The sequence below is a fragment of the Klebsiella sp. PK18 genome, assembly GCF_057784655.1.
Genome location: NZ_CM173493.1, coordinates 1,951,772 through 1,978,454 on the forward strand (window position 1 = coordinate 1,951,772; position 26,683 = coordinate 1,978,454).

Here is a 26,683-nt window from a genome sequence, read left to right on the forward strand (position 1 = left end):
TGAACTATCAGATGATCACCACCGACGATGGCCTGCGCGCTGTCTGCGAAGCGGCAAGCGCGGCCTCCGCCGTCGCTCTGGATACGGAATTTGTCCGTACCCGTACCTACTATCCGCAGCTGGGCCTGCTGCAGCTGTTCGACGGCACCCAGGTCTCTCTGATCGATCCATTGACGATTAGCGACTGGGCGCCGATGCGCGAGCTGCTGCTCAACCAGGATGTGACTAAATATCTGCATGCCGGTAGCGAGGATTTAGAAGTCTTCCTCAATGCGTTCAACCTGATGCCGCAGCCGCTGATCGACACCCAGATCCTGGCGGCGTTCTGCGGCCGCCCGATGTCCTGGGGCTTTGCCTCCATGGTGGAAGAGTATTCCGGAGTGGCGCTGGATAAAAGTGAATCCCGCACCGACTGGCTGGCGCGCCCGCTGACCGAGCGTCAGTGTGAATACGCCGCAGCTGACGTCTGGTACCTGTTGCCGATCGCCAGCCAATTAATGGCGGAGACCGACCGCGCAGGCTGGCTATCGGCGGCGCTGGACGAATGTCGTCTGATGCAGCAGCGTCGTCAGGAGGTGGTTGACCCGGCCGAGGCCTGGCGCGACATCGGCAACGCCTGGCAGCTGCGTACCCGCCAGCTGGGCTGCCTGCAGCTGCTGGCAGAGTGGCGTCTGCGCAAAGCGCGTGAGCGCGACCTGGCGGTGAACTTTGTGGTGCGGGAAGAGCATCTGTGGAGCGTGGCGCGCTATATGCCCACCAGCCTCGGCGAGCTCGACAGCCTCGGGTTGTCCGGCAGTGAAATTCGCTTCCACGGCAAAACGTTGATTAGCCTGGTCGAGAAAGCCCAGGCGCTGCCGGAGTCGGCCCTGCCGGCGCCGCTGCAGAACCTCATTGACATGCCGGGTTACCGTAAAGCCTTTAAAGATATTAAAGCGCTGGTGCAGGAAGTGAGCGCCGATAAGGGCGTGAGCGCGGAACTGCTGGCCTCGCGTCGGCAGATCAACCAGTTGCTGAACTGGCACTGGCAGTTGAAAACGCAAGCCGGTGAGCCTGAGCTGATTTCCGGCTGGCGTGGCGAACTGATGGCCGAGCGGCTGAAGTCGCTGTTAAACGACTATCCGCGCTAGCGGGCGGTCTGGTTCAGGCCATTAAAAAACCGGCAGCGCAGGGCGTTGCCGGTTTTTTTCGGGGCGGAACAACAGGGTCAGGGTTTCGACTCTTCCGTTTCGGGTAGGGTCACGTTCAGCTCAAGAATCGAAATATCACCATCCCGCTGCTCCAGCTGCACGCTGACCATCTCCGGGTCGATCTGCACGTATTTACAGATCACTTCCAGAATATCTTTGCGCAACTGCGGCAGGTAGTGCGGCTCCGCGTCGCCACGGCGACGCTCGGCGACGATGATTTGCAGGCGTTCTTTCGCAATATTAGCCGTGTTCTTTTTTCGCGAGAGAAAAAAGTCGAGTAAAGCCATAATTTATCCTCCGAACAGGCGTTTGAGGAATCCTTTCTTCTCTTCTTCAATGAAGCGGAAAGGGCGTTCTTCTCCGAGCAGACGTTCAACGGTATCGGCATAGGCTTTGCCTGCGTCCGACGCGGCATCCAGAATCACGGGCTCACCCTGGTTGGATGCGCGCAGGACTGACTGGTCTTCCGGGATCACGCCCACCAGGTTGATGCGCAGAATTTCCAGCACGTCTTCCATGCTCAGCATATCGCCTTTATTGACGCGGCCTGGATTGTAGCGGGTCAGCAGTAAATGCTCTTTGATCGGCTCTTCGCCATTTTCCGCACGACGGGATTTCGAAGCGAGAATGCCAAGGATACGGTCGGAGTCGCGAACGGAGGAGACTTCCGGGTTGGTGGTGATGATGGCTTCATCAGCAAAATAGAGCGCCATCAGCGCACCGGTTTCGATACCTGCCGGTGAATCACAGACGATGAAATCGAAGTCCATTTTCTTCAGTTCTTCGAGAACTTTGTCGACGCCTTCGCGGGTCAGGGCGTCTTTATCCCGGGTCTGAGAGGCCGGGAGAATGTAGAGATTTTCCGTGCGCTTATCTTTGATCAGCGCCTGGTTCAACGTGGCATCGCCCTGGATGACGTTGACGAAATCATAAACGACGCGACGTTCGCAGCCCATAATCAGATCGAGGTTACGCAGGCCGATGTCGAAGTCGATAACGACGGTTTTCTTTCCCTTCTGGGCCAAACCTGTAGCGATGGCCGCGCTGGAGGTGGTCTTGCCAACGCCCCCTTTACCCGAAGTCACAACAATAATGCGTGCCATAGAAATTCCTTGTTAAAAAGGGATTAATTCAACGGTTGAACTGTCAAAGCGCTTTCACCTAAACGCAGGCGTGCCGCTTTGCCATAAAATTCGGCCGGGATGTTATCGCTCAGCCAATATTCCCCGGCGATGGAGACCAGCTCCGCCGCAAGGTGGGTACAAAATATCTGGGCGTCTCTGTCGCCACCGGCGCCTGCCAGCGCGCGTCCTCGCATCATGCCATATACATGGATATTGCCGTCAGCGATAAGTTCCGCACCGGCACTCACATGATTTGTAACAATAAGATCACAGTGTGGCGCATAAATGCGCTGACCGGAACGTACCGGCTGATCAATCAAACGCGTTTTTGTGATCTGGTTAGCAACTGGCGGCGGCGGAGGGGTGGGTTCGGACGGTGCCGGACGAGCGGCTTTCTCTTTCCCTTCGGTTAATAACGGGATCCCGGCGCGATCGATTTCGGTTTTCAGGCGCGGGATTTTGCATCCGCTGACGCCCATAATGCGTAAACCGGTCGCGGCGATGGCCTCGTTAATGGCGCGCCATTCGACCTCCTCCTCCACGCTGGCGATATTCACCACCACCGGCGCATGGCGTAAAAAGGCGGGAGCCTGGGCGATTTTGTCTTCTAACGCCTGACGAATAACCTCGGGATTTGCATCGTGCAAATGAACGACAGATAACGTGAAGCTACTGCCTTTAAGTTCGATTGGCGTATTTGACATCCTGGCCTTACTCAATTTGCTGTTTATCAACCGCAGAAGTGCGGTGATATTCCGAAGACTAAAAGGCATGTTATAGTCACTCATATATTGAGGCAAGTGACCACGGGTCTAATTCCGAGTAAAACTATGTTTTGTGTGATCTATCGAAGTACTAAACGTGAACAAACCTATTTATACGTCGAAAAAAAAGACGATTTCTCACGCGTTCCTGACGAGCTAATGCGCGGCTTCGGCACGCCGCAAATGGCGATGCTGCTGCCGCTGGATGGGCGCAAAAAGCTGGTTAACGCCGACCTGGAAAAAGTGAAACAGGCGTTGAGCGAGCAGGGCTATTACCTGCAACTTCCCCCGCCATCTGAAAATCTACTAAAGAAACACCTGGCGGAACAGGGGAAACAATCCGATTAACCCACGAGGGAAAATAATGTACCAACATCATAACTGGCAGGGTGCGCTACTGGATTATCCAGTGAGCAAAGTGGTTTGCGTCGGCAGTAATTATGCAAAACACATCAAGGAAATGGGCAGTGCGACGCCGGAAGAGCCGGTGCTGTTTATTAAACCTGAGACCGCGCTGTGCGATCTCCGTCAGCCGTTGGTGCTTCCTGAAGGGCTGGGCTCAGTGCACCACGAAGTCGAGCTGGCGGTGCTGATCGGCAGCACGCTGCGTCAGGCGACGGAAGAGCATGTGCAGAAAGGGATCGCCGGCTATGGCGTCGCGCTGGATCTCACCCTGCGCGACCTGCAGGCTAAGATGAAAAAGGCCGGGCAACCGTGGGAGAAGGCGAAAGGCTTCGATAACGCCAGTCCAATCTCCGGCTTTATCCCGGCCGCTGAGTTCCACGGCGACCCGCAGAATACGCCGTTAAGCCTGAAGATTAACGGTGAAGTGCGCCAGCAGGGAACCACAGCCGACATGATCCATAAGATTGTGCCGCTGATCGCCTATATGTCGCGCTTCTTTACCCTCAAAGCCGGGGATGTGATCCTCACCGGCACCCCGGAAGGGGTGGGGCCGCTGCATAGCGGTGACGAACTGGAAGTTGGCTTCAACGGCCTGTCGCTCACCACCCGCGTGCTGTAAGCGCTGCTTGCCGCCTCTTGGGGCGGCAAAACTTGCATCGGCGTGCCAGACTGGTTATAAGGTGCACCCTTAACTGGCAACGACGGACACTCCGATGAGCGAACAACCTTTCTGGCAACAAAAAACACTGGATGAAATGACCGACGCGGAGTGGGAATCGCTGTGTGACGGCTGCGGCCAGTGTTGCCTGCACAAGCTGATGGATGAAGACACCGATGAGATCTACTTCACCAACGTCGCCTGCCGTCAGCTTAATATCAAAACCTGCCAGTGCCGTAACTACGAACGTCGCTTCGAGTACGAGCCAGACTGCATCAAGCTTACCCGCGAAAACCTGCCAACCTTCGAATGGCTGCCGCCGACCTGCGCCTATCGCCTGCTGGCGGAGGGCAAATCGCTGCCGGCCTGGCATCCGCTGCTGACCGGCTCAAAAGCGGCGATGCATGGCGAACGCATCTCTGTTCGCCATATTGCGGTGCCCGAGTCCACCGTCGTCGACTGGCAGGATCATATCCTCAATCTGCCTGACAGGGCGCGTTAAGCGCCGGATCACGCTTTCTTCGCGTGAAACAGCCCGTTTTCACCGTCGGTTTCTTCGGCCACCCAGAAGTGAATATTGAAGCGGGCGTCGTCACTGAGTTCGACGCGGTGCCAGTACTGCGGCGGACTGGTGGCAAACTGTCCGGCATGAATGACCACTTTCTTTTCCGGCTCCGTCGCCTGCTCATTGGCAAAACCGTAATAGGTGACCGTTCCCTCCATGACGCACAGCTGACCGAAGACGCCGGCCGCGGTGTTGTGATGGCTCAGCAGGGCGGCGGGGACGTTCTCTTTAGTAAAGAACGGGGTGGAGCGTTTAACTTTCCAGTCTGCGGGGATCAGTAAAGATGACATGTGAGCTCCTGTGGGGCTTTAAAAGATGTATTTAATATGCACCTTTTAGGGGCTGTGGTCAACCACAGGCAGGAAACGATGCAACGATGCGCAGCAGACATAAAAAAACGCCCCGCAGGGCGTTTCATTGTGTGCGGTACTCGCAGCGGCTTAGCGGCCAAACAGATCGCGTTTTTTCGCTTTGAAAGGCTGAGCAATGATCACCAGGATGGCGACCAGCAGATAGGCAGCAAAAATACCGACCAGCCATTGCGGCATCTCCAGCGACAGAAATTGCCACTGACGCACTGAACAGTCGCCGGACGCGACGAAAACCTGCGGCAGCCATTTATCCAACGGCAGCCAGGTTGGGAAGCGGGCGGCGAAATCACAGGTCTGGAACGGCGAAGGGTGCAGCTGGATCATCGTATGCTCCCACGCCAGCTGCAGTCCACGTATTGCGCTGTACAACCAGATCACCATGGCGACATAGCGCAGCGGCGTTTTGGGGGCGATGGCGCCGACCAGCCCCGCGCCCATGATGCCGAACAGCGCGCAGCGTTCGTAAATACACATCACACACGGCTGCAGCAGCATCACATGCTGGAACCACAGCGCAACGAGTTCGAGAATAAAAGCGGTTAATGCCATCAGGAGCCAGGCACCGCGTCCCCTTGAGCACTGGTTTAAATATTGCAACATAATCATTTCCCTGGAAGATGCTAAATCATGGCAGTGTAAACGAAAACCGAACCGACGCCAGCGGCCCGGCAGAAAATATTACGTAACGGGTTATTGAATGGCCCGGATGAATCCGGGCCAGGATCGGGTCAGGGCAGCGTGGGCGTGGTCACCCAGCCGTGCGCCAGTAGCCAGTTGGTGACCGGCATCAAGGTGAACTCGACGCACAGCAGGCCGACCAGCGTCAGTACGAGAGTGTAGGGCAGCGCCATCCATACCATGCGGCCATAGGAGAGTCGGATAAGCGGCGCCAGCGCGGAGGTCAGCAGGAACAGGAATGCCGCCTGGCCGTTGGGGGTGGCGACCGACGGCAGGTTGGTGCCGGTATTGATCGCCACCGCCAGCATCTCAAACTGCGGCAGGCTGATAACGCCATGTTCGAGGGCGGTTTTCGCTTCGTTAATGTAGACCGTGCCGACAAAAACGTTATCCGAAATGGACGACAGCAGGCCGTTAAATAGGTAAAAGAGCGACAGCTGCGCGTGCGGCGAGGCCTGCAGCACAAACTCAATGACCGGGGTGAACAGCTGCTGGTCGATGATCACCGCCACAATGGCAAAGAACACCGTCAGCAGCGCGGTGAAGGGCAGCGCCTCGGTGAACGCCTTGCCAATGGCGTGCTCATCAGTCACCCCGGAAAACGTGGTGGCGAGGATGATCACCGACAGGCCAATGAGCCCGACTTCGGCCAGATGAAAGGCGAGGGCGACGATCAGCCAGACACCAATCACCGCCTGGGCCAGCAGCCGCAGCTGCTCCTGACGGCTGCGCTGGGCGCGGCTGCGGTCGTCAAAGTCCTGCAGCACCTTCCGTACCGTGGGCGGCAGCGGTTCGCCGTAGCCAAACAGGCGATACTTTTCGACCAGCAGGCAGGTCAACAGCCCACACACCATCACCGGCACGGTGACGGGCGCCATGCGGATAAAGAACTCGCCAAAATGCCAGCCCGCCGCTTTGGCGATAATCAGATTTTGCGGTTCGCCAACCATGGTCATGACTCCGCCGAGGGCGGTCCCGACGCCGGCGTGCATCATCAGGCTGCGCAGAAAGCCGCGGAATTGCTCCAGCACCTCGCGGTAGTGCTGCTCGATATGGCTGTCGTCCAGCAGATCGTTATCATCAGGGCGAGCTGAAGCGACGCGGTGGTAGATGCCGTAGAACCCAACGGCGACGCTAATCACCACCGCCACCACGGTAAGCGCATCGAGAAAGGCGGAGAGGAAAGCGGCCGCCAGGCAGAAGGCCAGCGACAGCAGCATCTTGCTGCGGATCCCCAGCAGCAGGCGCGTGAAGACGAACAGCAGCAGTTGTTTCATAAAGTAGATGCCCGCGACCATGAAGATCAGCAGGAGCAGCACTTCAAGGTTGCCGGCGATCTCTTCCCGCACATGCGCCGGGCTGGTCATGCCGATCAGCAGCGCCTCAATGGCCAGCAGGCCGCCCGGCAGCAGCGGATAGCACTTCAGCGCCATGGCGAGGGTAAAGATAAACTCAACCACCAGCAGCCAGCCGGCGACAAACGGCGCCACGGCAAACACCAGCGGGTTTACGATTAAGAAAATGATTAATGCCAGCTTGTACCAGTCCGGCGACTGGCCAAGAAAATTGCGCCACAGCGCGCGGCCATATGAAATTTCCACGACAGAATCCTTCCCCGTCAATTAGTACATGATTTTGTGCGTAACTATTGGCAAGAGTATCAGTTGAGCAAAATGAGAAGCAACTTTCTTCGCACCGCGGCGGCGGTGACGGGTGATAAGGAAAAGCGCAAAGTAAAAGCGGAAAATGAAACGGCGATCCCTTTTTAATTCACTTGCGATGCTATCTGCGCTATAGCGGCTCTGGTATGATGAGTGCAATTGCAACAATGTGTAATGGAAATATTATTATGGTCATTAAGGCGCAGAGCCCTGCGGGTTTCGCGGAAGAGTATATCATTGAGAGCATCTGGAATAACCGCTTCCCACCTGGATCGATTCTCCCCGCTGAACGCGAGCTTTCTGAGCTGATCGGTGTCACCCGCACCACTCTGCGCGAAGTGTTGCAGCGTCTGGCGCGTGACGGCTGGTTGACCATTCAGCATGGCAAACCCACCAAAGTGAATAACTTCTGGGAGACCTCCGGGCTGAATATCCTCGAAACGCTGGCACGCCTTGATCACGACAGCGTGCCGCAGCTGATTGATAACCTGCTCTCCGTGCGCACCAATATTTCCACGATTTTTATTCGCACCGCGTTCCGTCAGCATCCGGATAAAGCGCTGGCGGTACTGGACAGCGCCCGGGAAGTGGAAGATCACGCCGACGCCTTTGCCGACCTCGATTACAACATTTTCCGTGGTCTGGCGTTTGCCTCCGGCAACCCGATTTACGGCCTGATCCTCAACGGCATGAAGGGGCTGTATACCCGCATCGGCCGCCACTATTTCTCCAGTCCGGAAGCGCGCAGCCTGGCGCTGGGCTTTTATCATCAACTGGCGAAGGTGTGCGAAGGCGGTCTGCACGATCAGGTGTATGAGCTGGTCCGTCGCTACGGCCATGACAGCGGGGAGATCTGGCATCGGATGCAGAAATCGCTGCCCGGCGATTTAGCCATGAATATGCGTTAAGCCGGATATTGGCGATCGATAAACACAATAAGGGGGCCAGTGGCCCCCTTCGTCGTTTTCATCGTCCCGCAATGTTATAGCGCGTTCGGGCGCGCCGGGCAGCGGTCCAGCAGCTCAATGCTGCCGTCGGCGTTCTGCTGCTCCAGCAGCACATCGAATCCCCACAGACGATGCACATGTTTCAGCACTTCGCGCCGGCCTTTGTCCAGTGGGACGCGATTGTGCGGCACATAGCGCAAGGTCAGCGAGCGGTCGCCGCGCAGGTCAACGTTCCACACCTGGATGTTCGGCTCAAGATTGCTGAGGTTATACTGCGCCGAGAGCTTGTTGCGGATCTCGCGATAGCCCTCTTCGTTGTGAATCGCTGAGATCTCAAGATAATTGTTGTGATCGTCGTCGAGCACGGTAAAGAAGCGGAAATCGCGCATGATCTTCGGCGACAGGAACTGGCTGATAAAGCTCTCGTCCTTGAAATCACGCATCGCGAAATGCAATGTTTCCAGCCAGTCAGAACCGGCGATATCCGGGAACCAGTACTTGTCCTCTTCGGTGGGCGACTGACAGATGCGCTTGATGTCCTGGAACATGGCGAAGCCCAGCGCGTAGGGGTTAATCCCGCTATACCACGGACTGTTGTACGGCGGCTGGAACACCACGTTAGTGTGACTATGGAGAAACTCCAGCATAAAGCGCTCCGTCACTTTCCCTTCATCATAGAGATGGTTGAGGATGGTGTAGTGCCAGAAGGTGGCCCACCCCTCGTTCATCACCTGGGTCTGTTTCTGCGGGTAGAAATACTGGCTGACTTTACGCACGATGCGCAGGATCTCGCGCTGCCACGATTCGAGCAGCGGGGCGTTCTTCTCCATAAAGTACAGCAGGTTCTCCTGCGGTTCGGAAGGGTAGCGACGGGCGGACTCAATCGCTTTTTCTTCCTCGCGCTTCGGCAGGGTGCGCCACAGCATATTCACCTGGCTTTGCAGATACTCTTCCCGGCTTTTCTGCCGCGCTTTCTCCTCCTGCAAGGAGATTTTTTGCGGACGTTTATAGCGGTCGACGCCGTAGTTCATCAGCGCGTGGCAGGAGTCGAGGAGTTTCTCCACTTCGTCGACACCATAGCGCTCTTCACACTCGGTAATGTATTTGCGGGCGAAGATCAGGTAATCGATGATCGAGCTGGCGTCGGTCCAGCTGCGAAACAGATAGTTATTTTTAAAGAATGAGTTGTGCCCATAGCAGGCGTGCGCCATGACCAGCGCCTGCATGGTGATGGTGTTTTCTTCCATCAGGTAGGCGATACAGGGGTTGGAGTTGATGACTATCTCATACGCCAGGCCCTGCTGGCCGTGCTTATAGGCCTGCTCGGTCTCAATGAATTTCTTGCCGAACGACCAGTGCGGATAGTTGATGGGCATGCCGACGCTGGAGTAGGCGTCCATCATCTGCTCGGAAGTAATGACTTCGATCTGGTGCGGGTAGGTGTCAAGACGATAGAGCTTGGCGACCCGGTCCACTTCGGCCAGGTAGGTCTCCAGTAACTCGAACGTCCAGTCGGGTCCATCGCTTAAACGGGTGGTGTCCCTGTTCATGGAGTCAATCGTAGCCATTAGCGCGCCCTCGTTGTTGTTGGTTTTCTCTGAACGGAAAACCTCTAAACAAGCATAGAACACCGGATGGCAAACTGTATCGTCAGACAATTTCTTTTCTTCGCGATTTCCCCATCTCAAAGCCGTTTTTTGCGCTTATTTACAGAATTTAATGCTGGGTAAAAATAAAGCGCAGCATGAGATCGTAAATCTCGCAGCGCAGGGCTGGTGCGGTTTGCTGTGAGTTAAGTCACCATAAATAAAGCGTATGTTGAATAATATTTTCAACTGAGTTATCAATTTGTAATTAGATGATTGTTCTTTAACTGTTACGGAGTCGCTATGCGTGTCGTCATACTGGGAAGTGGGGTGGTTGGGGTAGCCAGCGCGTGGTATTTGAGTCAGGCGGGTCATGAGGTGACGGTTATCGACCGTCAGCCTGGTCCGGCAGAGGAGACCAGCGCGGCCAACGCCGGGCAGATTTCTCCCGGCTATGCGGCGCCCTGGGCGGCGCCGGGGGTGCCGCTGAAGGCGATCAAATGGATGTTTCAGCGCCATGCGCCGCTGGCGATCGGTCTTGACGGCACGTCGTTCCAGCTGAAGTGGATGTGGCAGATGCTGCGTAACTGCGACACCCGCCACTATATGGAGAACAAAGGCCGTATGGTGCGCCTGGCGGAGTACAGCCGCGACTGCCTGAAAGCGCTGCGCGACACCACCGGCATTCAGTATGAAGGGCGTCAGGGCGGGACGCTGCAGCTGTTCCGGACCGCCAAACAGTATGAAAATGCCACCCGCGACATCGCGGTGCTGGAAGACGCCGGCGTGCCGTACCAGCTGCTGGAAGCGAAGCGGCTGGCGGAGGTGGAGCCGGCACTGGCGGAAGTCAGCCATAAACTGACCGGCGGCCTGCGCCTGCCCAACGATGAAACCGGCGACTGCCAGCTGTTTACCACCCGTCTGGCGGCCATGGCGGAACAGGCCGGGGTCACTTTCCGCTTCAACACCGCAGTGGACGCCCTGCTACAGGAGGGCGATCGCATTGCCGGGGTGAAATGCGGCGATGAGATTATCAAGGGCGATGCCTATGTGATGGCCTTCGGCTCCTACTCAACGGCGATGCTTAAAGGGCTGGTGGATATACCGGTCTATCCCCTGAAAGGCTACTCATTGACCATTCCGATTGCCCAGGAGGACGGCGCGCCGGTTTCCACTATCCTTGATGAAACATACAAAATCGCTATTACCCGCTTCGATCAGCGCATTCGCGTCGGCGGCATGGCCGAGATTGTCGGTTTTAACAAAGCGCTGCTGCAGCCGCGTCGCGAAACCCTGGAGATGGTGGTGCGCGATCTGTTCCCGCGCGGCGGCCACGTGGAGCAGGCGACGTTCTGGACTGGCCTGCGGCCGATGACACCGGACGGCACGCCGGTGGTCGGCCGCACGGCGTATAAAAATCTGTGGCTCAACACCGGCCACGGCACGCTTGGCTGGACCATGGCCTGCGGCTCCGGGCAGCTTATCAGCGATCTGATCTCCGGGCGCACGCCGGCGATCCCTTACGACGATCTGGCGGTCGCCCGCTACAGCCCCGGGTTCACCCCGGCGCGTCCGCAGCATCTGCATGGCGCACACAACTAAGGAGCTTGCATGACCCGTCCGGTAGTGGCCAGCATCGACCTGCTGGCCTTGCGGCAGAATTTACAGATAGTGCGTCGCGCGGCCCCTGGGTCGCGCCTGTGGGCGGTGGTCAAAGCCAACGCCTACGGCCACGGCGTGGCGCGCGTATGGAGTGCGTTAAGCGGGGCGGATGGTTTCGCCTTGCTCAACCTGGAAGAGGCGATCCTGCTGCGCGAGCAGGGCTGGAAAGGTCCGATCCTGCTGCTGGAGGGCTTCTTCCATGCCGATGAGCTGGCGGTGCTCGATCAATATCGCTTAACCACCAGCGTCCACAGCAACTGGCAGATTAAGGCGCTGCAGCAGGCGAAGCTGCGCGCGCCGCTGGATATCTATCTCAAGGTGAACAGCGGTATGAACCGGCTGGGCTTTATGCCGGAGCGGGTGCATACCGTCTGGCAGCAGCTGCGGGCGATAAGCAACGTCGGCGAAATGACGCTGATGTCGCACTTCGCGGAGGCGGAGAACCCGCAGGGGATTGTCGAGCCGATGAGCCGTATCGAACAGGCGGCGGAGGGGCTGGATTGCCCGCGCTCGCTGGCCAACTCGGCGGCGACCCTCTGGCATCCGGAAGCGCATTTTGACTGGGTGCGTCCGGGCATCGTGCTGTATGGCGCGTCGCCTTCCGGGCAGTGGCAGGACATCGCGAACACCGGGCTGAAGCCGGTCATGACGCTGCGCAGCGAAATCATCGGCGTGCAGAACCTGCGCCCCGGCGAGGCGATTGGCTATGGCGGCCTGTACCGCACCAGCCAGGAGCAGCGGATCGGCATCGTCGCCTGCGGCTATGCCGATGGCTATCCGCGGGTGGCGCCGAGCGGCACGCCGGTGCTGGTGGATGGCGTACGCACCACTACCGTTGGACGCGTATCGATGGATATGCTGGCGGTCGATTTAACGCCTTGTCCGCAGGCCGGGATCGGCGCGCCGGTCGAGCTGTGGGGCAAAGAGATTAAAATCGACGACGTGGCGGCCAGCAGCGGCACCGTCGGCTATGAGCTGATGTGCGCCCTGGCGCCGCGGGTGCCGGTTGTGACCCTGTAACCTATTCCGGGGCGGATCACTCCGCCTCGTCTTCCGCGACCCGCACCCCAACCTTCAGCACGTGATCGTTCTCTTTTTCTGCCACCGTCCACACCATCCCGGCGAACTCCACCTGGTCGCCCACCACCGGCGCGGCGCCCAACAGCTGCTGCACCACTTCCCCGAGCGACTGCTGATGCTCGCGGAACTCCTCTCCGCCATCGAGGCCGTAGATTTGCGCCACATCGGCGAAGCGGGCCTCGGCATCAAGAATAAAGTCGCCGAAAAAGCGCTGATCGAGCGCCACCGGCGGCGACTGGCTGAACATTTTGCCCAGCGCCGGCAGGTCGTGCTCCCGACCAATGACGCACAGGATATCGCCTTCCCGCAGGCGGGTGCTGCCGGTGGGGTGCAGCAGGGCATTGTTGCGAAACAGTGCCGCAATCCGCGTCTCCGGCGGCATATGCAGATCGCGCAGCGCCGCGCCGATGCACCACTTATCGGCGCCCAGCTGATAGACAAACTGCTCCCACGGGTTTTCCGGGTGAATATCCAGCCCGACGCGGGAGATGGGCCAGCTGATGGGCGGCACCACCACTTTGGCTTTCTTCGCCGCCCACGACAGCGAAGTGCCCTGCAGCAGCAGCGACACCAGCACCACGAAGAAGGCGACATTGAAGAACAAGCGGGCGTTGTCCAGCCCGGCCATCATCGGGAACACCGCGAGAATGATGGGCACCGCGCCGCGCAGGCCAACCCAGCTGATAAACACCCGTTCGCGCAGGTTAAAGCCGCGAAACGGCAGCAGGCCGGCAAACACCGACAGCGGGCGGGCAATGAAAATCATCCACATCGACAGCAGCAGCGCCGGGATGGCGATCGGCAGCAGGTCGGAGGGCGTCACCAGCAGGCCCAGCACCAGGAACATGGCGATCTGCGCCAGCCACGCCAGGCCGTCGAAGTTCTGCAGGATACCGTGTCGGTTGCGGATCGGCCGGTTGCCCAGCAGAAAGCCGCAGAGATAGACGGCAAGGATACCGCTGCCGTCGAGGGTGGTGGTGACGGCAAAAATCATGATCCCGCCGCTCAGCGCCAGCAGTGGATAGAGCCCGGCGGGCAGCACGATGCGGTTAATCATCTGCAGCAGCAGGTAGCCGCCGCCGAGGCCGATGGCGATCCCGAGACCAAACTGCTGGATGATATGCACGGCGAACATCCAGCTGAGGCCGGTCTGGTGCTGCTGGATCATTTCGATCAGGGTGATGGTCAGGAAGACGGCCATCGGGTCGTTACTGCCTGACTCAATCTCCAGCGTTGAGCCGACGCGTTCGTTGAGCCCCTTGCCGCCGAGCAGCGAGAAAACCGCCGCAGCGTCGGTGGAGCCGACAATGGCGCCGATCAGCAGGCCTTCGATCATATCCAGCTTGAACAGCCAGGCCGCCATCATCCCGGTCAGCGCCGAGGTGATCAGTACCCCGACCGTCGCCAGCGATAGCGCGGGCCATAGTGCGACGCGAAAGGAGCTGGCCTGGGTGCGCATCCCGCCGTCCAGCAGGATCACCGCCAGCGCCAGGTTACTCACCATATAGGCGAAGGGGTAGTTGTCGAAGGGGATGCCACCGATGCCGTCAATGCCTGCCAGCATCCCGATGGCCAGAAAGATGACCAGAATCGGGATGCCAAGGCGCGAAGAAAAGGAGCTCAATAAGATACTGCAGGTTACTAAAACAGAACCCAGAATAAACAGACTAATGACCGCAGCGGCGTCCAATGTTCACGTACTCCCTGACTGGCGTGAAAAAATGGCTAAAAGTGACACTATTTTAACAATTCGCAGGGGATCCGCCTATGCGTCCGGGAAATTTATTCTGTCAGCACCGGGTGGCCGCTGATCGTCAGAGTGGTGGTAGCTGCCTGATTCACCAGTCGCGCGCGGGCGCCCAGCGGCAGGGTCACCGTGCGCTGCTCGTGGCCAAACTCCAGTCCGCTAATCAACGGCAGGGAAAGCTGCTGGCGCAGGTAATCAAAGACCTGCGGCAAATCGTACCCCGCGTCATAGTCGTTTGGCGCGCTGCCGGTGAAGCTGCCGAAGATCACTGCTTTCTGCGCCGCCAGCACGCCGCTATGCAGCAGCTGAAGCAGCATGCGCTCGACGCGGAACGGGTGTTCGTTGATATCCTCCACCACCAGGATGCCGTCGCGGATCGACGGTAGCCACGGCGTGCCGATAAGCGAGGTCAGCATCGCCAGATTTCCCCCCCACAGGGTGCCTTCTACCTGGCAGTTCGGCCCTTCGCCCGGCCATTCGAGGGTAAATTCCGCCTGGCGTAGCGCCTGCCAGAAATGGTGCTCGGTAAACGGATCGAGGGTCTCCGCGCCGAAGTTGCCCGCGAGCATTGGCCCGCTGAAGGTGATGACGTTGCCCGTAGCCAGCAGGCCCGACTGGATAGCAGTGAAATCGCTGTGGCCGCAAATCAGCAGCGGGTCGCGCTGCTGGCGGGCAATCAGTCCCTGCCAGTCGATATGCGGCAGCAGGCGACTGGCGCCGTAGCCGCCGCGCACCGCGAGGACGATACGGTTGCGCCCGGGCAGCTGGGCCAGCTGGTTAATATCGGCCAGGCGTTCCTGTTCAGTCCCGGCGAAACGCTGCTGCCGGCGGGGAATGACCTGCTGGTGGGCCACCTCATGTCCGGCCTGCTGCAGACGCTCGACGCCGCGGGCTGCCGCCTGCTGGTTGATGCAATAACCCGATGGCGCGACCAGATAAAACTGAGACATGATAATTCCTTGCTATGAATGAAAGGGTTATGATGCCGCCTGGAATGGCGATTGTCATCTCCAGGTGGCTAACTTCAGTCCGCACCCGTCATCCTTCAGGTTGTCGGCCGGCGGGGGACGTACCGCTGCCGTCGTTCTGCAGCATGATGGCGTTTGGGTAGATAAGGATAGATGTGTGAAATTGAGATGGTTGCTTATTTTAGTCGTTTTTCTGGCCGGTTGTAGTTCGAAACATGATTACACTAACCCGCCGTGGAACCCCGAGGTCCCGGTGAAGCGGGCGATGCAGTGGATGCCGATCAGTGAAAAAGCCGGCGCCGCCTGGGGCGTGGACCCGCAGCTGATCACGGCGATCATCGCCATCGAGTCGGGCGGTAATCCAGCGGTGGTGAGTAAATCCGGCGCCGTCGGGCTGATGCAGCTCAAGCCGTCGACCTCCGGACGCGATGTCTACCGGCGGATGGGCTGGCGCGGCGAGCCGTCGGTCAGTGAGCTGAAAAACCCGGAACGTAATATCTCGATGGGGGCCGCCTATCTGAGCATTCTGGAGAACGGTCCGCTGGCGGGGATCAAAGACCCGCAGGTGATGCGCTACGCGGTGGTGGTCTCCTATGCCAACGGTGCCGGCGCCCTGCTGCGCACCTTCTCGTCGGATCGCCAGGACGCCATCGATGAGATTAACGATCTCGACGCCGATGAGTTCTTCGAGCATGTGGTGAAGAAACACCCGGCACCGCAGGCGCCGCGCTATATCTGGAAACTGCAGAAAGCGCTGGACGCCATGTAGGCCTACGCTCACCCCGCAGGCCTGGCGGGGTGAGTGCTTCTCACTCGCCTAATCCTCGGTACGCAGCGAGGTGATAGCGCTCATCGGCGCAATGAGCGTTTTATAGTCCCGGTAGCGCTCGGGAAGGGATCCTGGGCCGTTCACCGCCACGCAGAGTATAGCTGTCGCGTCATCTTCCTGATCGCCTTTCAGCGCTAACACTTCTCGTAACGCATCGATGCAGGCATGGGCGTCATGATGTGAGATGCCGCAGATATCGAGACGAATGGTTTTGCTAATGGCTTCTATCCATAACCCGCCCCACAAAGCGCAACCCGTGGGCATGAGCAGGCAACTAAAGATGCTGTACGCGGTGAAGTCGAGCCAGATAAAGGTCTTACTCACAACGATAACGCCGAGGGCGATCGAAGGGATGCTGATGGCCAGCATATTACACCCGCGGCGCAGCGGACTTAAGGCTAAGCCCGCGCTCGCTATCTGTTCCTGCCAGAGGTTACGTCCGGCAATACTCAGGCTGCAGGGCAGATCTTCATGACACGGCTTTCGCACCTCAAAATGGTCAAACAGTATTCTTTCAATGACGTTCATTTCCTGGTTTGCATAGCGTCCGTTGGCCAAAACCTGCCCGGCCTCCGGGATCCACAGATACTTTTTACTGAGTAAGCTGAACATCGCCAGCTGGATCACCCGGGTCCCTTCTCCGGTCAGCCAGGCCAGCAGCCATGGACTGACCTCCGTCGCGTGCGGCTGGGGCTGAGCCGCTGGCCGTGTCACGACGATCGTCGTACCGATAGCAATATAGATACCCGGGACGATAAACATAAATCCGCCAAGAAACAGCAGTGGATGCAGATGCATCATAAAATTCCACATACTGTCCCCTCGTTAATCCAGGCGCTGCAGACAAAAGGGATACTGAATAAGGTTGATGATTTTTACATATTCAGCAAATCTTTCGGGAAGCAGGGTGGTTGTACCAATCGCCACGCAATAATCGGCGTTTTCATCGGTCAGGGTATCTGCGTCAGCAATAAGCGTCTCTTTCAGGGTATCAATATAGTGGTGAAGAATATTAATAGCGATCCCCTCCCGGTCGAGCCGGGTGGCATTTAAGGTGATGCATAATAGCCACAGCCACCACAGTCCGGAAACCATAAACATCACCAGCCAGCTCAATACGCTGGAGTGAATTATCGCCTGATGATCAAATAGTGTTTTCCAGACGAGCACAGCGATTAACAGCAGGGAGGGGGCGGCAATCACTATCATGTTCCACGTTTGGTGCGTTGGGCTTAGCCGTAGTCCACTGCTGTGGGGATCGGTAGCCCAGTGGTTTTGTTCAGCGACGTGCAGAGAAAGCGGGAGATCCTGGTGACAGGATTTTGGCGTAGCGAAATGGTCAAACAGTATTTTTTCCACGCAGGTCATTTTGCATTCGGCATACTGCTGATTGGCGCAGAGCTGAATATCTTCAGCAGAATGGATGAGGGTGACATAGTTTTTTCTTAACAGCCGGAACATGGCCAGCTGAATGACGCGGGTGGCGCGATGACGTAGCCAGGCTAAAAAAGAGGGGGAGATAGAATAGGGCGCCGGGACGGCGGTGGTATTTCCAGCAGGGCGGGTCTTCGCAATAATGATATTCAGCAGAATATATATCACTGTGGTGGATAATACATAATAACCCATAAATGATAACGGATGTAAATTGGCAATATAGCTAATGACGGGGTTCACTTTTATTCCTTGTGAGCGCTATAACCGGTTTGCGCCAGCATAGTAAGCTTTCTCATCCACGGGGGGCAAGTGAAATAATGGGGTGGCATTTTTAAGTTAATTTCAGCAATAAAAGCGAGACAAAAGTCTTCATGAAAGCCTCCGCCGTCATGGCCGGAGGCTTATATTGCTGCGGTCAGTTAAAAGTCGTAGCCCACGGTGGCCATGACGCTGCGCTCTGCTCCCCAGTAGCAGTTGCCGGTGCCGTAGCAGCCGGAAATATACTCGCGGTCGCCGATATTGTTGGCGTTAACCTGCACATAAGCGCCTTTCAGCGTTGGCGACCAGACACCGAGGTCGGCCCGCATCATGGCATCCATCAGCGTGACCGACGGCAGCCGCGCGGTGTTGGCATCATCCGCCCACTGTTTGCCGATGTAGCGGACGCCAGCGCCCACGGAGATCCCCGCCGGGAACTGATAGCGCGCCCAGAAGGAGGCCATCTGATCCGGGGTCAGCTGCGGCGTGTTGTTATCGGTACCGTCCTTGGTGTCCTGGAAGCGCAGACGATTCCAGGTATACGAGGCGATAGTACTCAGCTGCGGGGTGATCTGGTGGTGTGCTTCCAGCTCAACGCCCTGGGAATGGACCTTACCCGCCGGAATATAGGTGGCGGTGGCGATGTTCGGGTCGCGGGTGGCGACATCCTTTTGCGTCAGGTCGTAAATTGCAATGCTATAGAGGTCGCGGCTGCCCGGCGGCTGGAACTTCAGACCGGCTTCGACCTGCTCGGCGGTGGTCGGTTTCAGCGGTTTGCCGTCCGCGCCCGGCAGCATCGCCGGGGTGATCGCCTGGCTGTAGCTCAGATAAGGCGAAAGGCCATTATCCAGGGCGTACAACAGCGAGGCGCGGCCGCTGATATGGTCGTCTGAACGGCGGTTTGAGGTGCCGAAGGTATCGCTGACCTGCTGGGAAACGATGCGGTCGTAGCGTGCGGAAACATCCACATGCCAGCGGTTCCAGACCATCTCATCCTGCAGATACAGCCCGGTCTGGTAGTAGCGGCGATGATTGTCATCGCTGTAGGTGACGGTATGCCCGGTCTGCGCGGTATAGCCGGTAAACGGGTTTAGCGGCGCCGCACCGCCGGCGCCGGTCCACAGATCGTTGCGGAAGCGATGATATTCGGCGCCGAGGATCAGGGTATGCGCCAGGTCGCCAGTATTGAAATCGGCGCGCAGGCGGTTATCGGTCGACCAGCCGTCCAGCGAACCGCGCGAACCGCTGTAGCCGCGGGCCAGCATGTCGCTGTCATCTATCCAGCCGACCTGATAGACCTGATCGAGGGAGACGTTGGTGTGGGTGTAGCTCCCGGCGGAATAGACCGACCAGACGTCGGTGAACTGGTGGTCAAACTCATAGCTGTAGATCTGCTGGCGGCGCTGATAGCCATCTCCCGGATCGCCCTCGTTGGTGCTGGGGGAGAGCTTACGACCATTATGCGCGTAGCGGGTGCCGTCCAGCGGCAAAGAGCCGTGGTAGCCGCCGGAAGGATCTTTTTGCAGATAGGCGCGCAGCAGCAGCGAGGTGTCGCTGTCCGGCTGCCACAGCAGGGAAGGCGAAATCGCGTAGCGCTCTTCGCGGGTATGGTCATACTGCGTGTCGCTGCTGCGGGTCATCCCGATCAGCCGCCATGCCCACTGCTCGTTGATGGCGTCGGTGTAATCGAAGGCCGCGCCTTTGGTATTTTGCGTACCGCCGGTCAGGCGGACGTGGCCCTGCTGGCTAAACTGCGGGCGTTTGGAGGTCAGGTTGACCACGCCGCCCGGCACGCTCTGCCCGTAGAGCGCGGAGGAGGGGCCGCGGATCACATCGACGCGTTCGATAAACCACGGGTCGATTTGCACAACGTTATGACTGCCGCCGTCGCTCATCAGGCGCATACCGTCGAGGAACAGGTTATCGACGTCGCCGCCGTGGTAGCCGCGCAGGGAGATAGCGTCGAACCGGGTCGCGCCGCCGCCGAAGCTGGAGTAGACCCCCGGGGTATATTCCAGCGCCTGGCTGATGGTATTCGCCCCCTGGTCCGCCATCTGCTGGCGGGTGACCACCGACACCGACTGGGCGGTGGTGATTAACGGCTGGTCGGTTTTCGTCGCCCCGAGCGAAGTGCTGGCGCTGTAGCCTTCAGTCGGCGCGCTGGCGGACGCCGGCGGGCTGGCAGTGACCACCACGGTCTCTTCAGCTTGCGCGGTGAGGGGAAGGGCGACCACGAGGGCGTACAGCAGCCTCGGGCGTTTTCGGGAAATAGCCACGTTCATAAGATCATCCTGAACCAACGCGGTCTGGTACTCCTGTACGCCGCCGCGGGAAAAACGAATCTGTCATTGTTCGTTAAAAAGTAATGCGAATTATTATTGTTTGTATTTATGTGATCAAGCGAAAGGTGACCGGTTCAGGGCGATGGGGGGAGTGACGTGCTTCCCGCGGGCCGCAGAGCGGGGCTGCACGGGGACGTTGTCAGCAGGGAGATAACTCCCCCTACTGATTTTGGTAGGGGGAGGGACGGGCCGGAAAAGCGTCAGGCGCCGGTTTTTTGCGCTGCCGCCGGTGCGGGGTCGTTGGCGGCTGGCTTGCTCTGCGCGGAAGGGGCCGCCGCCGGGCGCGTGGCGGGCAGGGCATCGCAGGGTTTCTCCTGCGGGCAGATCAGATCCAGCATCTTCAGGGTGACACCGTTGGTCCAGCCAAAGCCATCCTGTAGCGGATATTCGCCACCGCCGCCGCCGGTCCCGGTCGAGCTTACGTCATACTTCTCCACCAGCTTTTGCTTGCTGTCATAGGTATGCTGAACGTTGCTCAGGAAGCGCCAGCTGACCTCCATGGCGATCTTTTGTTGGCCGTAGTTTTGCAGGCCCTCGACCGCCACCCACTGCAGCGGCGCCCAGCCGTTCGGGGCGTCCCACTGCTGACCGCTGTTGACGGTGGTGGTGGTCAGCCCGCCGGGTTTGAGCAGCCGCGACTCAGCGGCGGCGGCCACTTTCGTCGCCCGCTCGCGTGACGCCGCATTGACGTACAGCGGGAACAGCGCCGCCGCGGTCAGCTGATTGCGCACCTTGCGGGTTTTCAGATCGTAATCGGCGTACCATCCCTCTTTATCATTCCACAGATATTTCTCGATGGCCTGCTGGCGGGCATTAGCCAGCGCATCGTACTGCGTAGCGCCGGCGCTGTCCCCGGATGCCTTGCTGGCGCGGGCGAGGGTTTTCTCCAGATGGAACATCAGGGCATTGAGATCGACCGGGACAATCGAGGTGGTGCGAATGGTGGCGAGCTGCTGCGGATTATCCATCCAGCGGGAGCTGAAATCCCAGCCGGAGGCGGCGGCGGAGCGCAGGTCGCGATAGATCTCGGTTGCCGGACGATTCGGGTTGCTTTTGGCGGTTTTGACGTCGTCAAGCCAGGACTCGGGGCGCGGGGTGTCGTTATCGTCCCAGTAGCGGTTGAGCAGCGCGCCGTCCGCCATCCGCACCGCCCGTTTGTCGGCGCTGCCGGGGGCCAGCGCGTCCGCTCCGGCCATCCAGTAGCGATACTCCTTCTCCAGCTGCGGCTGGTAGGTTTTCAGTACCTGGTCGCCATCGTGCGTCGCCAGCAGGCTCACCATAAAGGAGAAGAAGGGGGGCTGCGAACGGCTGAGGTAATAGGTGCGGTTGCCGTTGGGGATATGGCCCCAGGTGTCAATTTCCGCGGCGAAGTTGGCGACCATATCTTCGACTTTATCCCAGTGACCGCTTTCGGCAAGACCCAGCATGGTGAAATAGCTGTCCCAGTAATAGACTTCGCGAAAGCGTCCTCCGGGGACCACGTAGGGCTTAGGCAGTGGCAGCAGCGAGTCCCATTTTTCCACCTCGACGGTGCTGCGGGTCAGGACCGGCCACAGGCCATCGATATGTTGACGCAGGGTTTGCCCTTTAGGCGGCACATAGGTGTCATTTTCTTTCGGCAGCGTGAAGTTCAGCTCGACGAAGTGGCGCAGGTCAAAGCTGGCCTGGTTTTTCTGCATCCGGTAATCGGCAAGGATCATCAGCGGATCGCTGTTAGGGATCGCGTCGGCGAAGGTTTTTTGATCGGCAAAGAGCTTCGCGCTCTGGACATCATTGAACAACGGGCCCAGCAGAATATCCGGCGAGGGGGGCGGCGCGGTTTTGCCGTCTTCCGCCTGGACATTCAGGCTCATCAGGGCGAGCAGGGCGCCGCCGATCGCCAGGCGCAGGGTACAGGGCAAAGCAGCGGGACGATGTGCATCAGTACTCGTCATGGGGAGTTCTCCTTATCATTATCGACTGCGGGCCACGACGTTTGGCCATCCAGAAACCTTAGACGAATATCTGCCGCTGCGCGTGTCAGGGGTAACATTTTGCGCGAAAACAGAGGATTTACCTGCCAGGTTTTCTGATATAACCACCGGCAAAGCGGTTTGGTTTACAGGCAAGCCAACGCGCCCGGGAGCCAGTCATGAATCGACGTCAATTTCTGCTATTTAGCGCCGCTGCGCTGTCTGCGGTGCGGGGCGCGGCGGCCACTGCTCCGGCGCTGACGCTGCCGCTGTGGCCGGATCAACCGCCGGGGGGAGGAGGGCCGGGGGGCGAGGCTCGGTTATCCGCCCGCGGTGCGCTGAGCCATATCCCTCGTCCTGTGCTGACGGTCTGGCAACCCGCCCGGGCCACTGGCCACGGAGTGCTGGTGGCGGCCGGCGGCGGATACCAGCGGATCGAGATGGGCAGTGAGGCCTGGCCTGCGGCGCACTGGCTGACGGCGCACGGCTATACCGCCTATGTGCTGAGCTACCGCTTGCCGGGGGAGGGCTGGCAGGCCGGTGCGCTGGCGCCGCTGCAGGATGCGCAGCGGGCCCTGCGGCTGACCCGCGCCCGGGAATCGCAGGTCAGCGTGCTCGGTTTTTCGGCGGGGGGACATCTGCTGGGGATGGCTGCCTGTCGGCCGGCGTTTACCAGCTACCCGCCGGAGGATGCGCTGGACCACCAGCCCGCCACCGCCGACGGCGCCGCGCTGATCTATCCGGTGATCACGCTCCTGCCGCCCTGGAGCCATACGGCGACCCATCGTCTGCTGGTGGGGCCGCAGGCGAGCGAGGCGGCCGACCGCGCCTGGTCGGTACAAACCTGGGTGACAACGGCCACACCGCCCTGTTTTCTGGTACAGGCGCAGGACGATCCGATTTCCGATCCGCACAATACGCTGTTGATGGCTGACGCCTGCCGCCAGCATCAGGTTCCTGTGCAGCTTTTCCGCTATACCCGCGGTGGCCATGGCTTTGGTATGGGGCGCCCGGGAACGCCGACGACCGCCTGGCCCACGGCCTATGCCGCCTGGCTGAAGGCGCTGGCGTCCACGATGGCGCAAAAATCGTAGCGCTGCCTCACGACGGTGCAACCGCAGCCGGGCGCGGGCGGCTGTTCTGGCGATTTTTTGCACAATCAGACGGCGGGTCAGAACAGATTTGCACAACGCCGCGGCGGTAGATGACCTGGCATAATTAATGCTTATCTCTTACCGGGATTACCACAAAGTGAGTACAACCGGAGGGGATAGCCATGATTAAAATTACGCTACCTGACGGGCATTATTATGACGAGATGCTGACCGCGCAGGGTGAACAGCGGCCGCACTATAATGCCTGGTGGCAATGGTTTCGCAACACCGATCAATTCTCTATCCGGCAGAAAAAAGCGCAAGCGGAACTGCTTTTTCACCGTATCGGCATCACCTTTAACGTGTACGGCGAGGATGAGGGAACCGAGCGGCTGATCCCGTTTGATAGCGTGCCGCGGATCATACCCGCCGGGGAGTGGCAGCGCATTGACCGCGGCATTCGCCAGCGGGTGAAAGCGCTCAACGCCTTCCTCTATGACATCTATCATGAGCAGAATATTCTGCGCGCGGGGCTGATCCCGGCCGAGCAGGTGCTGGCCAACGAGCAGTATCAGCCGTGCATGCAGGGCATCAACCTGCCAAACAACACCTATGCCCATATCACCGGCGTCGATATGGTGCGCAATAACGACGGTCAATACTACGTGCTGGAGGATAACCTGCGTACGCCGTCCGGCGTCTCCTACATGCTCGAAAACCGTAAGATGATGATGCGCCTCTATCCGGAGATGTTCGAGCAGCATCACATTGCGCCAGTGGAGCGTTACCCGAGCTACCTCCTGCAGACCCTGCGCGAAAGCTCGCTGGTGGATGACCCTTGCGTCGTGGTGATGACCCCGGGGCGCTTCAACAGCGCCTACTTTGAGCACAGCTTCCTGGCGCAGCAGATGGGGGTCGAGCTGGTGGAGAGCGCCGACCTGTTCATTAAGAACGGCGCGGTGTATATGCGGACCACCGAGGGGCCGCGGCGAGTGGATGTGATTTATCGCCGCATCGACGACGCCTGGCTCGACCCGCTGGCCTTCCGCGCCGATTCCATGCTCGGCGTACCGGGGCTGCTGTCAGTCTATCGCGCCGGCGGCGTGGTGCTGGCCAACGCTATCGGCACCGGCGTCGCCGACGACAAATCAATCTACCCGTACGTTCCGGAAATGATCCGCTTTTACCTCGGCGAACAGCCGATCCTCAGCAATATCCCCACCTGGCAGTGCCGGAAAGCAGAGGACCTGCGCTATGTGCTGAGTAACCTTGAGCTGATGGTGGTCAAGGAGGTCCATGGCGCCGGGGGCTACGGCATGCTGGTTGGCCCGCGTTCGACTAAAGAGGAGCGAGAGGCCTTCCGCCAGCGCCTGCTGGCCAATCCGGCCAACTATATCGCCCAGGACACCCTCGCGCTGTCGACCTGCCCCACCTTCGTTGATGAAGGTCTGTCGCCGCGACATATCGATTTACGGCCCTACGTGCTGTCCGGGCAGGAGATGCGGCTGGTGCCCGGCGGCCTGACCCGCGTGGCGCTGACCGAAGGGTCGCTGGTGGTCAATTCGTCGCAGGGCGGCGGAACCAAGGATACCTGGGTGATGGAGGATGACGCATCATGCTAAGTCGTACGGCGAGTGAATTGTTCTGGATGGCCCGCTATCTCGAGCGGGCGGAAAGCTACGCCCGGGTACTGGACGTGACCTGGAAATTATCGATGATCCCCCGGCACAGCCAGCAGTCGCGGGATCTGGCGCTGCCGCTGAATTTGTCGATGACCCACGAGCTGTTTCAGGCGCGCCACGCCCGTTTTACCATGAGCAACCTGCTCAACTTTTTTGCCCTCGATGGCAACAACCCCTGCAGTATTTACAGCTGCGTGGAGATGGCGTGGAACAATGCGCACGCGGTGCGCGGCAGTCTGTCGGCCGAGGTGTGGGAGAGCATCAACGCCACCCGCATCGAGCTGCGAACCCTGCGCCAGCAGGGGCTGGGCGAACTCGGCAGCGACGGCTTTTTCGAGTGGGTGAAAGAGCGGGTGCATCTGTTTCGCGGGGCGGTGATTGGCACGCTGCTGCGCAACGACGCGCTGAGCTTTATCGGCATCGGCACGCTGATAGAGCGTGCCTTCGCCACCACCCAGCTGCTGCTGATTAAGGATCAACAACTGACCAACGACCCGGATCCGGTGCGGGAATACTATCGACTGGATACCTTGCTCAATGCGGTCAGCGCCCGCGAAGCCTACAACAGCCTCTATCGCCAGCCAGTCAGTCGCGAAACGGTGATGGAGCTGCTGATCCTGCGTAACGATATTCCGCGTTCGCTGCGCGCCAGCATTGCCGATCTGGTCGGCGAGCTGGAGAAGATCGCCAACGATCGCTCCTATCAACCGCTGCGCCTGGCCCATCAGCTCAACGTTGACCTGCGCTTCAGCACCCGCGACGACCTGGCGCAGGCGGACCTGCAGACCACCCTTAACGGCCTGCTGGCGAGAATTAACGCGCTGTCCGACAGCATCAGACAAACCTATCTGGAGGCCTTATGAAACTGGTCATCGATCATCTCACCCGCTATGGCTACGATGAAGAAGTGAAGTTTTCCACCCAGTATCTGCGCCTGACGCCGCGCAGTACCGGCCGGCAGACTATCACCGCCTGGACGCTGACCCTGCCGGACGGGGCGGCGGTGACCACTACCGACGGCTGGGGCAATGTGCTGCATGTGCTGACGCTGGATAACCCGCACAAGGAAATCACTATCCGCGCCAGCGGGATTGTCGATATCGCCGACGAAGGGGAGGAGACGCGTGATGAAGAGGCCGAGCTGCTGTCGCCGCTGGTTTTTCTGCGCTGTACGCCGCTAACCCGCGCCGATACGGCGATCCGTGAGTTTGCCCAGCGCCTCTATCGTCCCGATGCGGCGGAAGAAAGTCTGAATCAACTGATGGCGGATCTGCTGTTAAGAATGCCATACTCCCCCGGCGCGACCCAGGTGCAGGACTCCGCCGCCGACGCCTTCGCCCGCGCGAAGGGGGTGTGCCAGGATCATACCCATGTTTTTCTGGCCTGCTGCCGCGCGCTGGAGATCCCGGCGCGCTACGTCAGCGGCTATGTTTACAGCGATAACGCTCAGCATGTGGCGATGCACGCCTGGGCGGAAGTCTGGCTCGACGGCCGCTGGCTGTCGTTTGATATCACCAATAATACCCGTCGCCTGAATCAGCATTTGCGGCTGGCGACCGGGCTGGATTATCTCGACGCCTGCCCGGTACGGGGCACCCGGCTGGGCGGCGGCGGGGAGATTATGTTAACCAACGCTGAAGTGCGCGAACACAGCCAGCAGGCGCAGCAGCAATAATACGGGAAAAA

The 26,683-nt window shown here is 59.2% G+C and carries 25 protein-coding genes and 1 pseudogene; 13 read left to right on the top strand and 13 right to left on the bottom strand.

What is annotated here, in order from left to right; genetic code table 11:
* Positions 1 to 11: 11 nt before the first annotated feature.
* Positions 12 to 1,127 (top strand): ribonuclease D, encoded by a 1,116-nt coding sequence (gene rnd / locus AC3EMD_RS09505; RefSeq protein ID WP_162822782.1) that lies wholly within the window; start codon positions 12 to 14, stop codon positions 1,125 to 1,127.
* A 77-nt stretch (positions 1,128 to 1,204) separates the two neighbouring features.
* Here rnd and minE read toward each other — a convergent pair whose 3' ends face one another.
* From minE to minC, 3 genes are read right to left on the bottom strand one after another with little or no spacing between them, the layout of a single operon-like run.
* Positions 1,205 to 1,474, bottom strand: coding sequence for a cell division topological specificity factor MinE (gene minE, locus AC3EMD_RS09510; RefSeq protein WP_004103270.1), 270 nt, complete (start codon positions 1,472 to 1,474; stop codon positions 1,205 to 1,207).
* A gap of 3 nt (positions 1,475 to 1,477) precedes the next feature.
* Positions 1,478 to 2,290 (bottom strand): septum site-determining protein MinD, encoded by an 813-nt coding sequence (gene minD / locus AC3EMD_RS09515; protein ID WP_008804300.1) that lies wholly within the window; start codon positions 2,288 to 2,290, stop codon positions 1,478 to 1,480.
* A gap of 23 nt (positions 2,291 to 2,313) precedes the next feature.
* Entirely contained in the window at positions 2,314 to 3,015 is a 702-nt protein-coding gene (gene minC, locus AC3EMD_RS09520) for a septum site-determining protein MinC (protein ID WP_082227724.1), read from the bottom strand.
* 126 nt (positions 3,016 to 3,141) lie between these two features.
* On the opposite strand from minC, the gene AC3EMD_RS09525 reads away from it, so the two are divergent.
* The 3 genes from AC3EMD_RS09525 (at position 3,142) to ycgN (ending at position 4,640) form a co-directional block, all read left to right on the top strand.
* The gene (locus AC3EMD_RS09525) at positions 3,142 to 3,423 is read left to right on the top strand and encodes a YcgL domain-containing protein (RefSeq protein ID WP_004203320.1); all 282 of its coding nucleotides are present in this window, start codon (positions 3,142 to 3,144) and stop codon (positions 3,421 to 3,423) included.
* Positions 3,424 to 3,439: 16 nt separating this feature from the next.
* Entirely contained in the window at positions 3,440 to 4,099 is a 660-nt protein-coding gene (locus AC3EMD_RS09530) for a fumarylacetoacetate hydrolase family protein (RefSeq protein WP_012967776.1), read from the top strand.
* 94 nt (positions 4,100 to 4,193) lie between these two features.
* On the top strand, positions 4,194 to 4,640 hold the full coding sequence (gene ycgN, locus AC3EMD_RS09535) for a cysteine cluster protein YcgN (protein WP_008804304.1): 447 nt from the start codon (positions 4,194 to 4,196) through the stop codon (positions 4,638 to 4,640).
* Positions 4,641 to 4,648: 8 nt separating this feature from the next.
* Here the strand turns inward: ycgN and AC3EMD_RS09540 are convergent, their stop codons facing one another.
* From AC3EMD_RS09540 to nhaB, 3 genes are all read right to left on the bottom strand, one after another.
* The gene (locus AC3EMD_RS09540) at positions 4,649 to 4,993 is read right to left on the bottom strand and encodes a TehB family protein (protein WP_002910895.1); all 345 of its coding nucleotides are present in this window, start codon (positions 4,991 to 4,993) and stop codon (positions 4,649 to 4,651) included.
* Between the two features lie 150 nt (positions 4,994 to 5,143).
* On the bottom strand, positions 5,144 to 5,674 hold the full coding sequence (dsbB, locus tag AC3EMD_RS09545) for a disulfide bond formation protein DsbB (RefSeq protein ID WP_008804305.1): 531 nt from the start codon (positions 5,672 to 5,674) through the stop codon (positions 5,144 to 5,146).
* Between the two features lie 128 nt (positions 5,675 to 5,802).
* The gene (gene nhaB / locus AC3EMD_RS09550) at positions 5,803 to 7,353 is read right to left on the bottom strand and encodes a sodium/proton antiporter NhaB (RefSeq protein WP_012541276.1); all 1,551 of its coding nucleotides are present in this window, start codon (positions 7,351 to 7,353) and stop codon (positions 5,803 to 5,805) included.
* Positions 7,354 to 7,601: 248 nt separating this feature from the next.
* On the opposite strand from nhaB, the gene fadR reads away from it, so the two are divergent.
* Positions 7,602 to 8,321: a fatty acid metabolism transcriptional regulator FadR gene (fadR, locus tag AC3EMD_RS09555; protein WP_012541278.1), complete on the top strand. Its 720-nt coding sequence runs from the start codon at positions 7,602 to 7,604 to the stop codon at positions 8,319 to 8,321.
* Positions 8,322 to 8,395: 74 nt separating this feature from the next.
* On the opposite strand, the gene AC3EMD_RS09560 is transcribed toward fadR, so the two are convergent.
* A complete protein-coding gene (locus AC3EMD_RS09560; RefSeq protein ID WP_004203310.1) occupies positions 8,396 to 9,928 on the bottom strand; it encodes a SpoVR family protein in 1,533 nt (510 codons plus the stop codon).
* Positions 9,929 to 10,016: 88 nt separating this feature from the next.
* On the opposite strand from AC3EMD_RS09560, the pseudogene AC3EMD_RS09565 reads away from it, so the two are divergent.
* From AC3EMD_RS09565 to dadX, 3 genes and pseudogenes are all read left to right on the top strand, one after another.
* A pseudogene (locus AC3EMD_RS09565) lies at positions 10,017 to 10,151 on the top strand (hypothetical protein); the annotation flags it as partial.
* A gap of 98 nt (positions 10,152 to 10,249) precedes the next feature.
* Positions 10,250 to 11,548, top strand: coding sequence for a D-amino acid dehydrogenase (locus tag AC3EMD_RS09570; protein ID WP_008804309.1), 1,299 nt, complete (start codon positions 10,250 to 10,252; stop codon positions 11,546 to 11,548).
* Between the two features lie 9 nt (positions 11,549 to 11,557).
* The gene (gene dadX, locus AC3EMD_RS09575; protein WP_038421446.1) at positions 11,558 to 12,628 is read left to right on the top strand and encodes a catabolic alanine racemase DadX; all 1,071 of its coding nucleotides are present in this window, start codon (positions 11,558 to 11,560) and stop codon (positions 12,626 to 12,628) included.
* Positions 12,629 to 12,644: 16 nt separating this feature from the next.
* Here dadX and AC3EMD_RS09580 read toward each other — a convergent pair whose 3' ends face one another.
* On the bottom strand, positions 12,645 to 14,378 hold the full coding sequence (locus tag AC3EMD_RS09580; protein ID WP_008804311.1) for a potassium/proton antiporter: 1,734 nt from the start codon (positions 14,376 to 14,378) through the stop codon (positions 12,645 to 12,647).
* 92 nt (positions 14,379 to 14,470) lie between these two features.
* Positions 14,471 to 15,385, bottom strand: a complete 915-nt coding sequence (gene ldcA, locus AC3EMD_RS09585; RefSeq protein WP_016161371.1) for a muramoyltetrapeptide carboxypeptidase — start codon at positions 15,383 to 15,385, stop codon at positions 14,471 to 14,473.
* 175 nt (positions 15,386 to 15,560) lie between these two features.
* Between ldcA and emtA the strand changes: the two genes are divergently transcribed.
* Positions 15,561 to 16,172 (top strand): membrane-bound lytic murein transglycosylase EmtA, encoded by a 612-nt coding sequence (gene emtA / locus AC3EMD_RS09590; protein WP_008804313.1) that lies wholly within the window; start codon positions 15,561 to 15,563, stop codon positions 16,170 to 16,172.
* A 48-nt stretch (positions 16,173 to 16,220) separates the two neighbouring features.
* Here the strand turns inward: emtA and AC3EMD_RS09595 are convergent, their stop codons facing one another.
* From AC3EMD_RS09595 to AC3EMD_RS09610, 4 genes are all read right to left on the bottom strand, one after another.
* Positions 16,221 to 17,045 (bottom strand): DUF2207 domain-containing protein, encoded by an 825-nt coding sequence (locus tag AC3EMD_RS09595; RefSeq protein ID WP_302074046.1) that lies wholly within the window; start codon positions 17,043 to 17,045, stop codon positions 16,221 to 16,223.
* A 12-nt stretch (positions 17,046 to 17,057) separates the two neighbouring features.
* A complete protein-coding gene (locus AC3EMD_RS09600) occupies positions 17,058 to 17,909 on the bottom strand; it encodes a DUF2207 domain-containing protein (protein ID WP_302074047.1) in 852 nt (283 codons plus the stop codon).
* A 179-nt stretch (positions 17,910 to 18,088) separates the two neighbouring features.
* Positions 18,089 to 20,209 (bottom strand): TonB-dependent siderophore receptor, encoded by a 2,121-nt coding sequence (locus AC3EMD_RS09605; RefSeq protein WP_302074048.1) that lies wholly within the window; start codon positions 20,207 to 20,209, stop codon positions 18,089 to 18,091.
* A 260-nt stretch (positions 20,210 to 20,469) separates the two neighbouring features.
* The gene (locus AC3EMD_RS09610) at positions 20,470 to 22,203 is read right to left on the bottom strand and encodes an alpha,alpha-trehalase (protein ID WP_023340388.1); all 1,734 of its coding nucleotides are present in this window, start codon (positions 22,201 to 22,203) and stop codon (positions 20,470 to 20,472) included.
* A 197-nt stretch (positions 22,204 to 22,400) separates the two neighbouring features.
* Here AC3EMD_RS09610 and AC3EMD_RS09615 point away from each other — a divergent pair, with 197 nt between their 5' ends.
* The 4 genes from AC3EMD_RS09615 to AC3EMD_RS09630 all read left to right on the top strand — a co-directional run bounded on the left by AC3EMD_RS09615 (position 22,401) and on the right by AC3EMD_RS09630 (position 26,672).
* Positions 22,401 to 23,315: an alpha/beta hydrolase gene (locus tag AC3EMD_RS09615; RefSeq protein WP_302074049.1), complete on the top strand. Its 915-nt coding sequence runs from the start codon at positions 22,401 to 22,403 to the stop codon at positions 23,313 to 23,315.
* A 182-nt stretch (positions 23,316 to 23,497) separates the two neighbouring features.
* Positions 23,498 to 24,937 (top strand): circularly permuted type 2 ATP-grasp protein, encoded by a 1,440-nt coding sequence (locus AC3EMD_RS09620; protein WP_004180417.1) that lies wholly within the window; start codon positions 23,498 to 23,500, stop codon positions 24,935 to 24,937.
* Positions 24,931 to 25,860, top strand: coding sequence for an alpha-E domain-containing protein (locus AC3EMD_RS09625; protein ID WP_002910835.1), 930 nt, complete (start codon positions 24,931 to 24,933; stop codon positions 25,858 to 25,860). The genes AC3EMD_RS09620 and AC3EMD_RS09625 overlap by 7 nt, the downstream gene beginning before the upstream one ends.
* Positions 25,857 to 26,672: a transglutaminase family protein gene (locus AC3EMD_RS09630; protein WP_008804319.1), complete on the top strand. Its 816-nt coding sequence runs from the start codon at positions 25,857 to 25,859 to the stop codon at positions 26,670 to 26,672. Before AC3EMD_RS09625 ends, AC3EMD_RS09630 begins: the two co-directional genes overlap by 4 nt.
* The last annotated feature ends 11 nt before the right edge of the window (positions 26,673 to 26,683 follow it).

Bases quoted from the DNA above. Each gene is read 5' to 3' on its own strand.
- rnd (WP_162822782.1), top strand. From the start codon at position 12: ATGATCACCACCGACGATGGCCTGCGCGCTGTCTGCGAAGCGGCAAGC.
- minE (WP_004103270.1), bottom strand. From the start codon at position 1,474: ATGGCTTTACTCGACTTTTTTCTCTCGCGAAAAAAGAACACGGCTAAT.
- minD (WP_008804300.1), bottom strand. From the start codon at position 2,290: ATGGCACGCATTATTGTTGTGACTTCGGGTAAAGGGGGCGTTGGCAAG.
- minC (WP_082227724.1), bottom strand. From the start codon at position 3,015: ATGTCAAATACGCCAATCGAACTTAAAGGCAGTAGCTTCACGTTATCT.
- AC3EMD_RS09525 (WP_004203320.1), top strand. From the start codon at position 3,142: ATGTTTTGTGTGATCTATCGAAGTACTAAACGTGAACAAACCTATTTA.
- AC3EMD_RS09530 (WP_012967776.1), top strand. From the start codon at position 3,440: ATGTACCAACATCATAACTGGCAGGGTGCGCTACTGGATTATCCAGTG.
- ycgN (WP_008804304.1), top strand. From the start codon at position 4,194: ATGAGCGAACAACCTTTCTGGCAACAAAAAACACTGGATGAAATGACC.
- AC3EMD_RS09540 (WP_002910895.1), bottom strand. From the start codon at position 4,993: ATGTCATCTTTACTGATCCCCGCAGACTGGAAAGTTAAACGCTCCACC.
- dsbB (WP_008804305.1), bottom strand. From the start codon at position 5,674: ATGTTGCAATATTTAAACCAGTGCTCAAGGGGACGCGGTGCCTGGCTC.
- fadR (WP_012541278.1), top strand. From the start codon at position 7,602: ATGGTCATTAAGGCGCAGAGCCCTGCGGGTTTCGCGGAAGAGTATATC.
- AC3EMD_RS09560 (WP_004203310.1), bottom strand. From the start codon at position 9,928: ATGGCTACGATTGACTCCATGAACAGGGACACCACCCGTTTAAGCGAT.
- AC3EMD_RS09570 (WP_008804309.1), top strand. From the start codon at position 10,250: ATGCGTGTCGTCATACTGGGAAGTGGGGTGGTTGGGGTAGCCAGCGCG.
- dadX (WP_038421446.1), top strand. From the start codon at position 11,558: ATGACCCGTCCGGTAGTGGCCAGCATCGACCTGCTGGCCTTGCGGCAG.
- ldcA (WP_016161371.1), bottom strand. From the start codon at position 15,385: ATGTCTCAGTTTTATCTGGTCGCGCCATCGGGTTATTGCATCAACCAG.
- AC3EMD_RS09595 (WP_302074046.1), bottom strand. From the start codon at position 17,045: ATGTGGAATTTTATGATGCATCTGCATCCACTGCTGTTTCTTGGCGGA.
- AC3EMD_RS09605 (WP_302074048.1), bottom strand. From the start codon at position 20,209: ATGAACGTGGCTATTTCCCGAAAACGCCCGAGGCTGCTGTACGCCCTC.
- AC3EMD_RS09610 (WP_023340388.1), bottom strand. From the start codon at position 22,203: ATGACGAGTACTGATGCACATCGTCCCGCTGCTTTGCCCTGTACCCTG.
- AC3EMD_RS09615 (WP_302074049.1), top strand. From the start codon at position 22,401: ATGAATCGACGTCAATTTCTGCTATTTAGCGCCGCTGCGCTGTCTGCG.
- AC3EMD_RS09620 (WP_004180417.1), top strand. From the start codon at position 23,498: ATGATTAAAATTACGCTACCTGACGGGCATTATTATGACGAGATGCTG.
- AC3EMD_RS09625 (WP_002910835.1), top strand. From the start codon at position 24,931: ATGCTAAGTCGTACGGCGAGTGAATTGTTCTGGATGGCCCGCTATCTC.
- AC3EMD_RS09630 (WP_008804319.1), top strand. From the start codon at position 25,857: ATGAAACTGGTCATCGATCATCTCACCCGCTATGGCTACGATGAAGAA.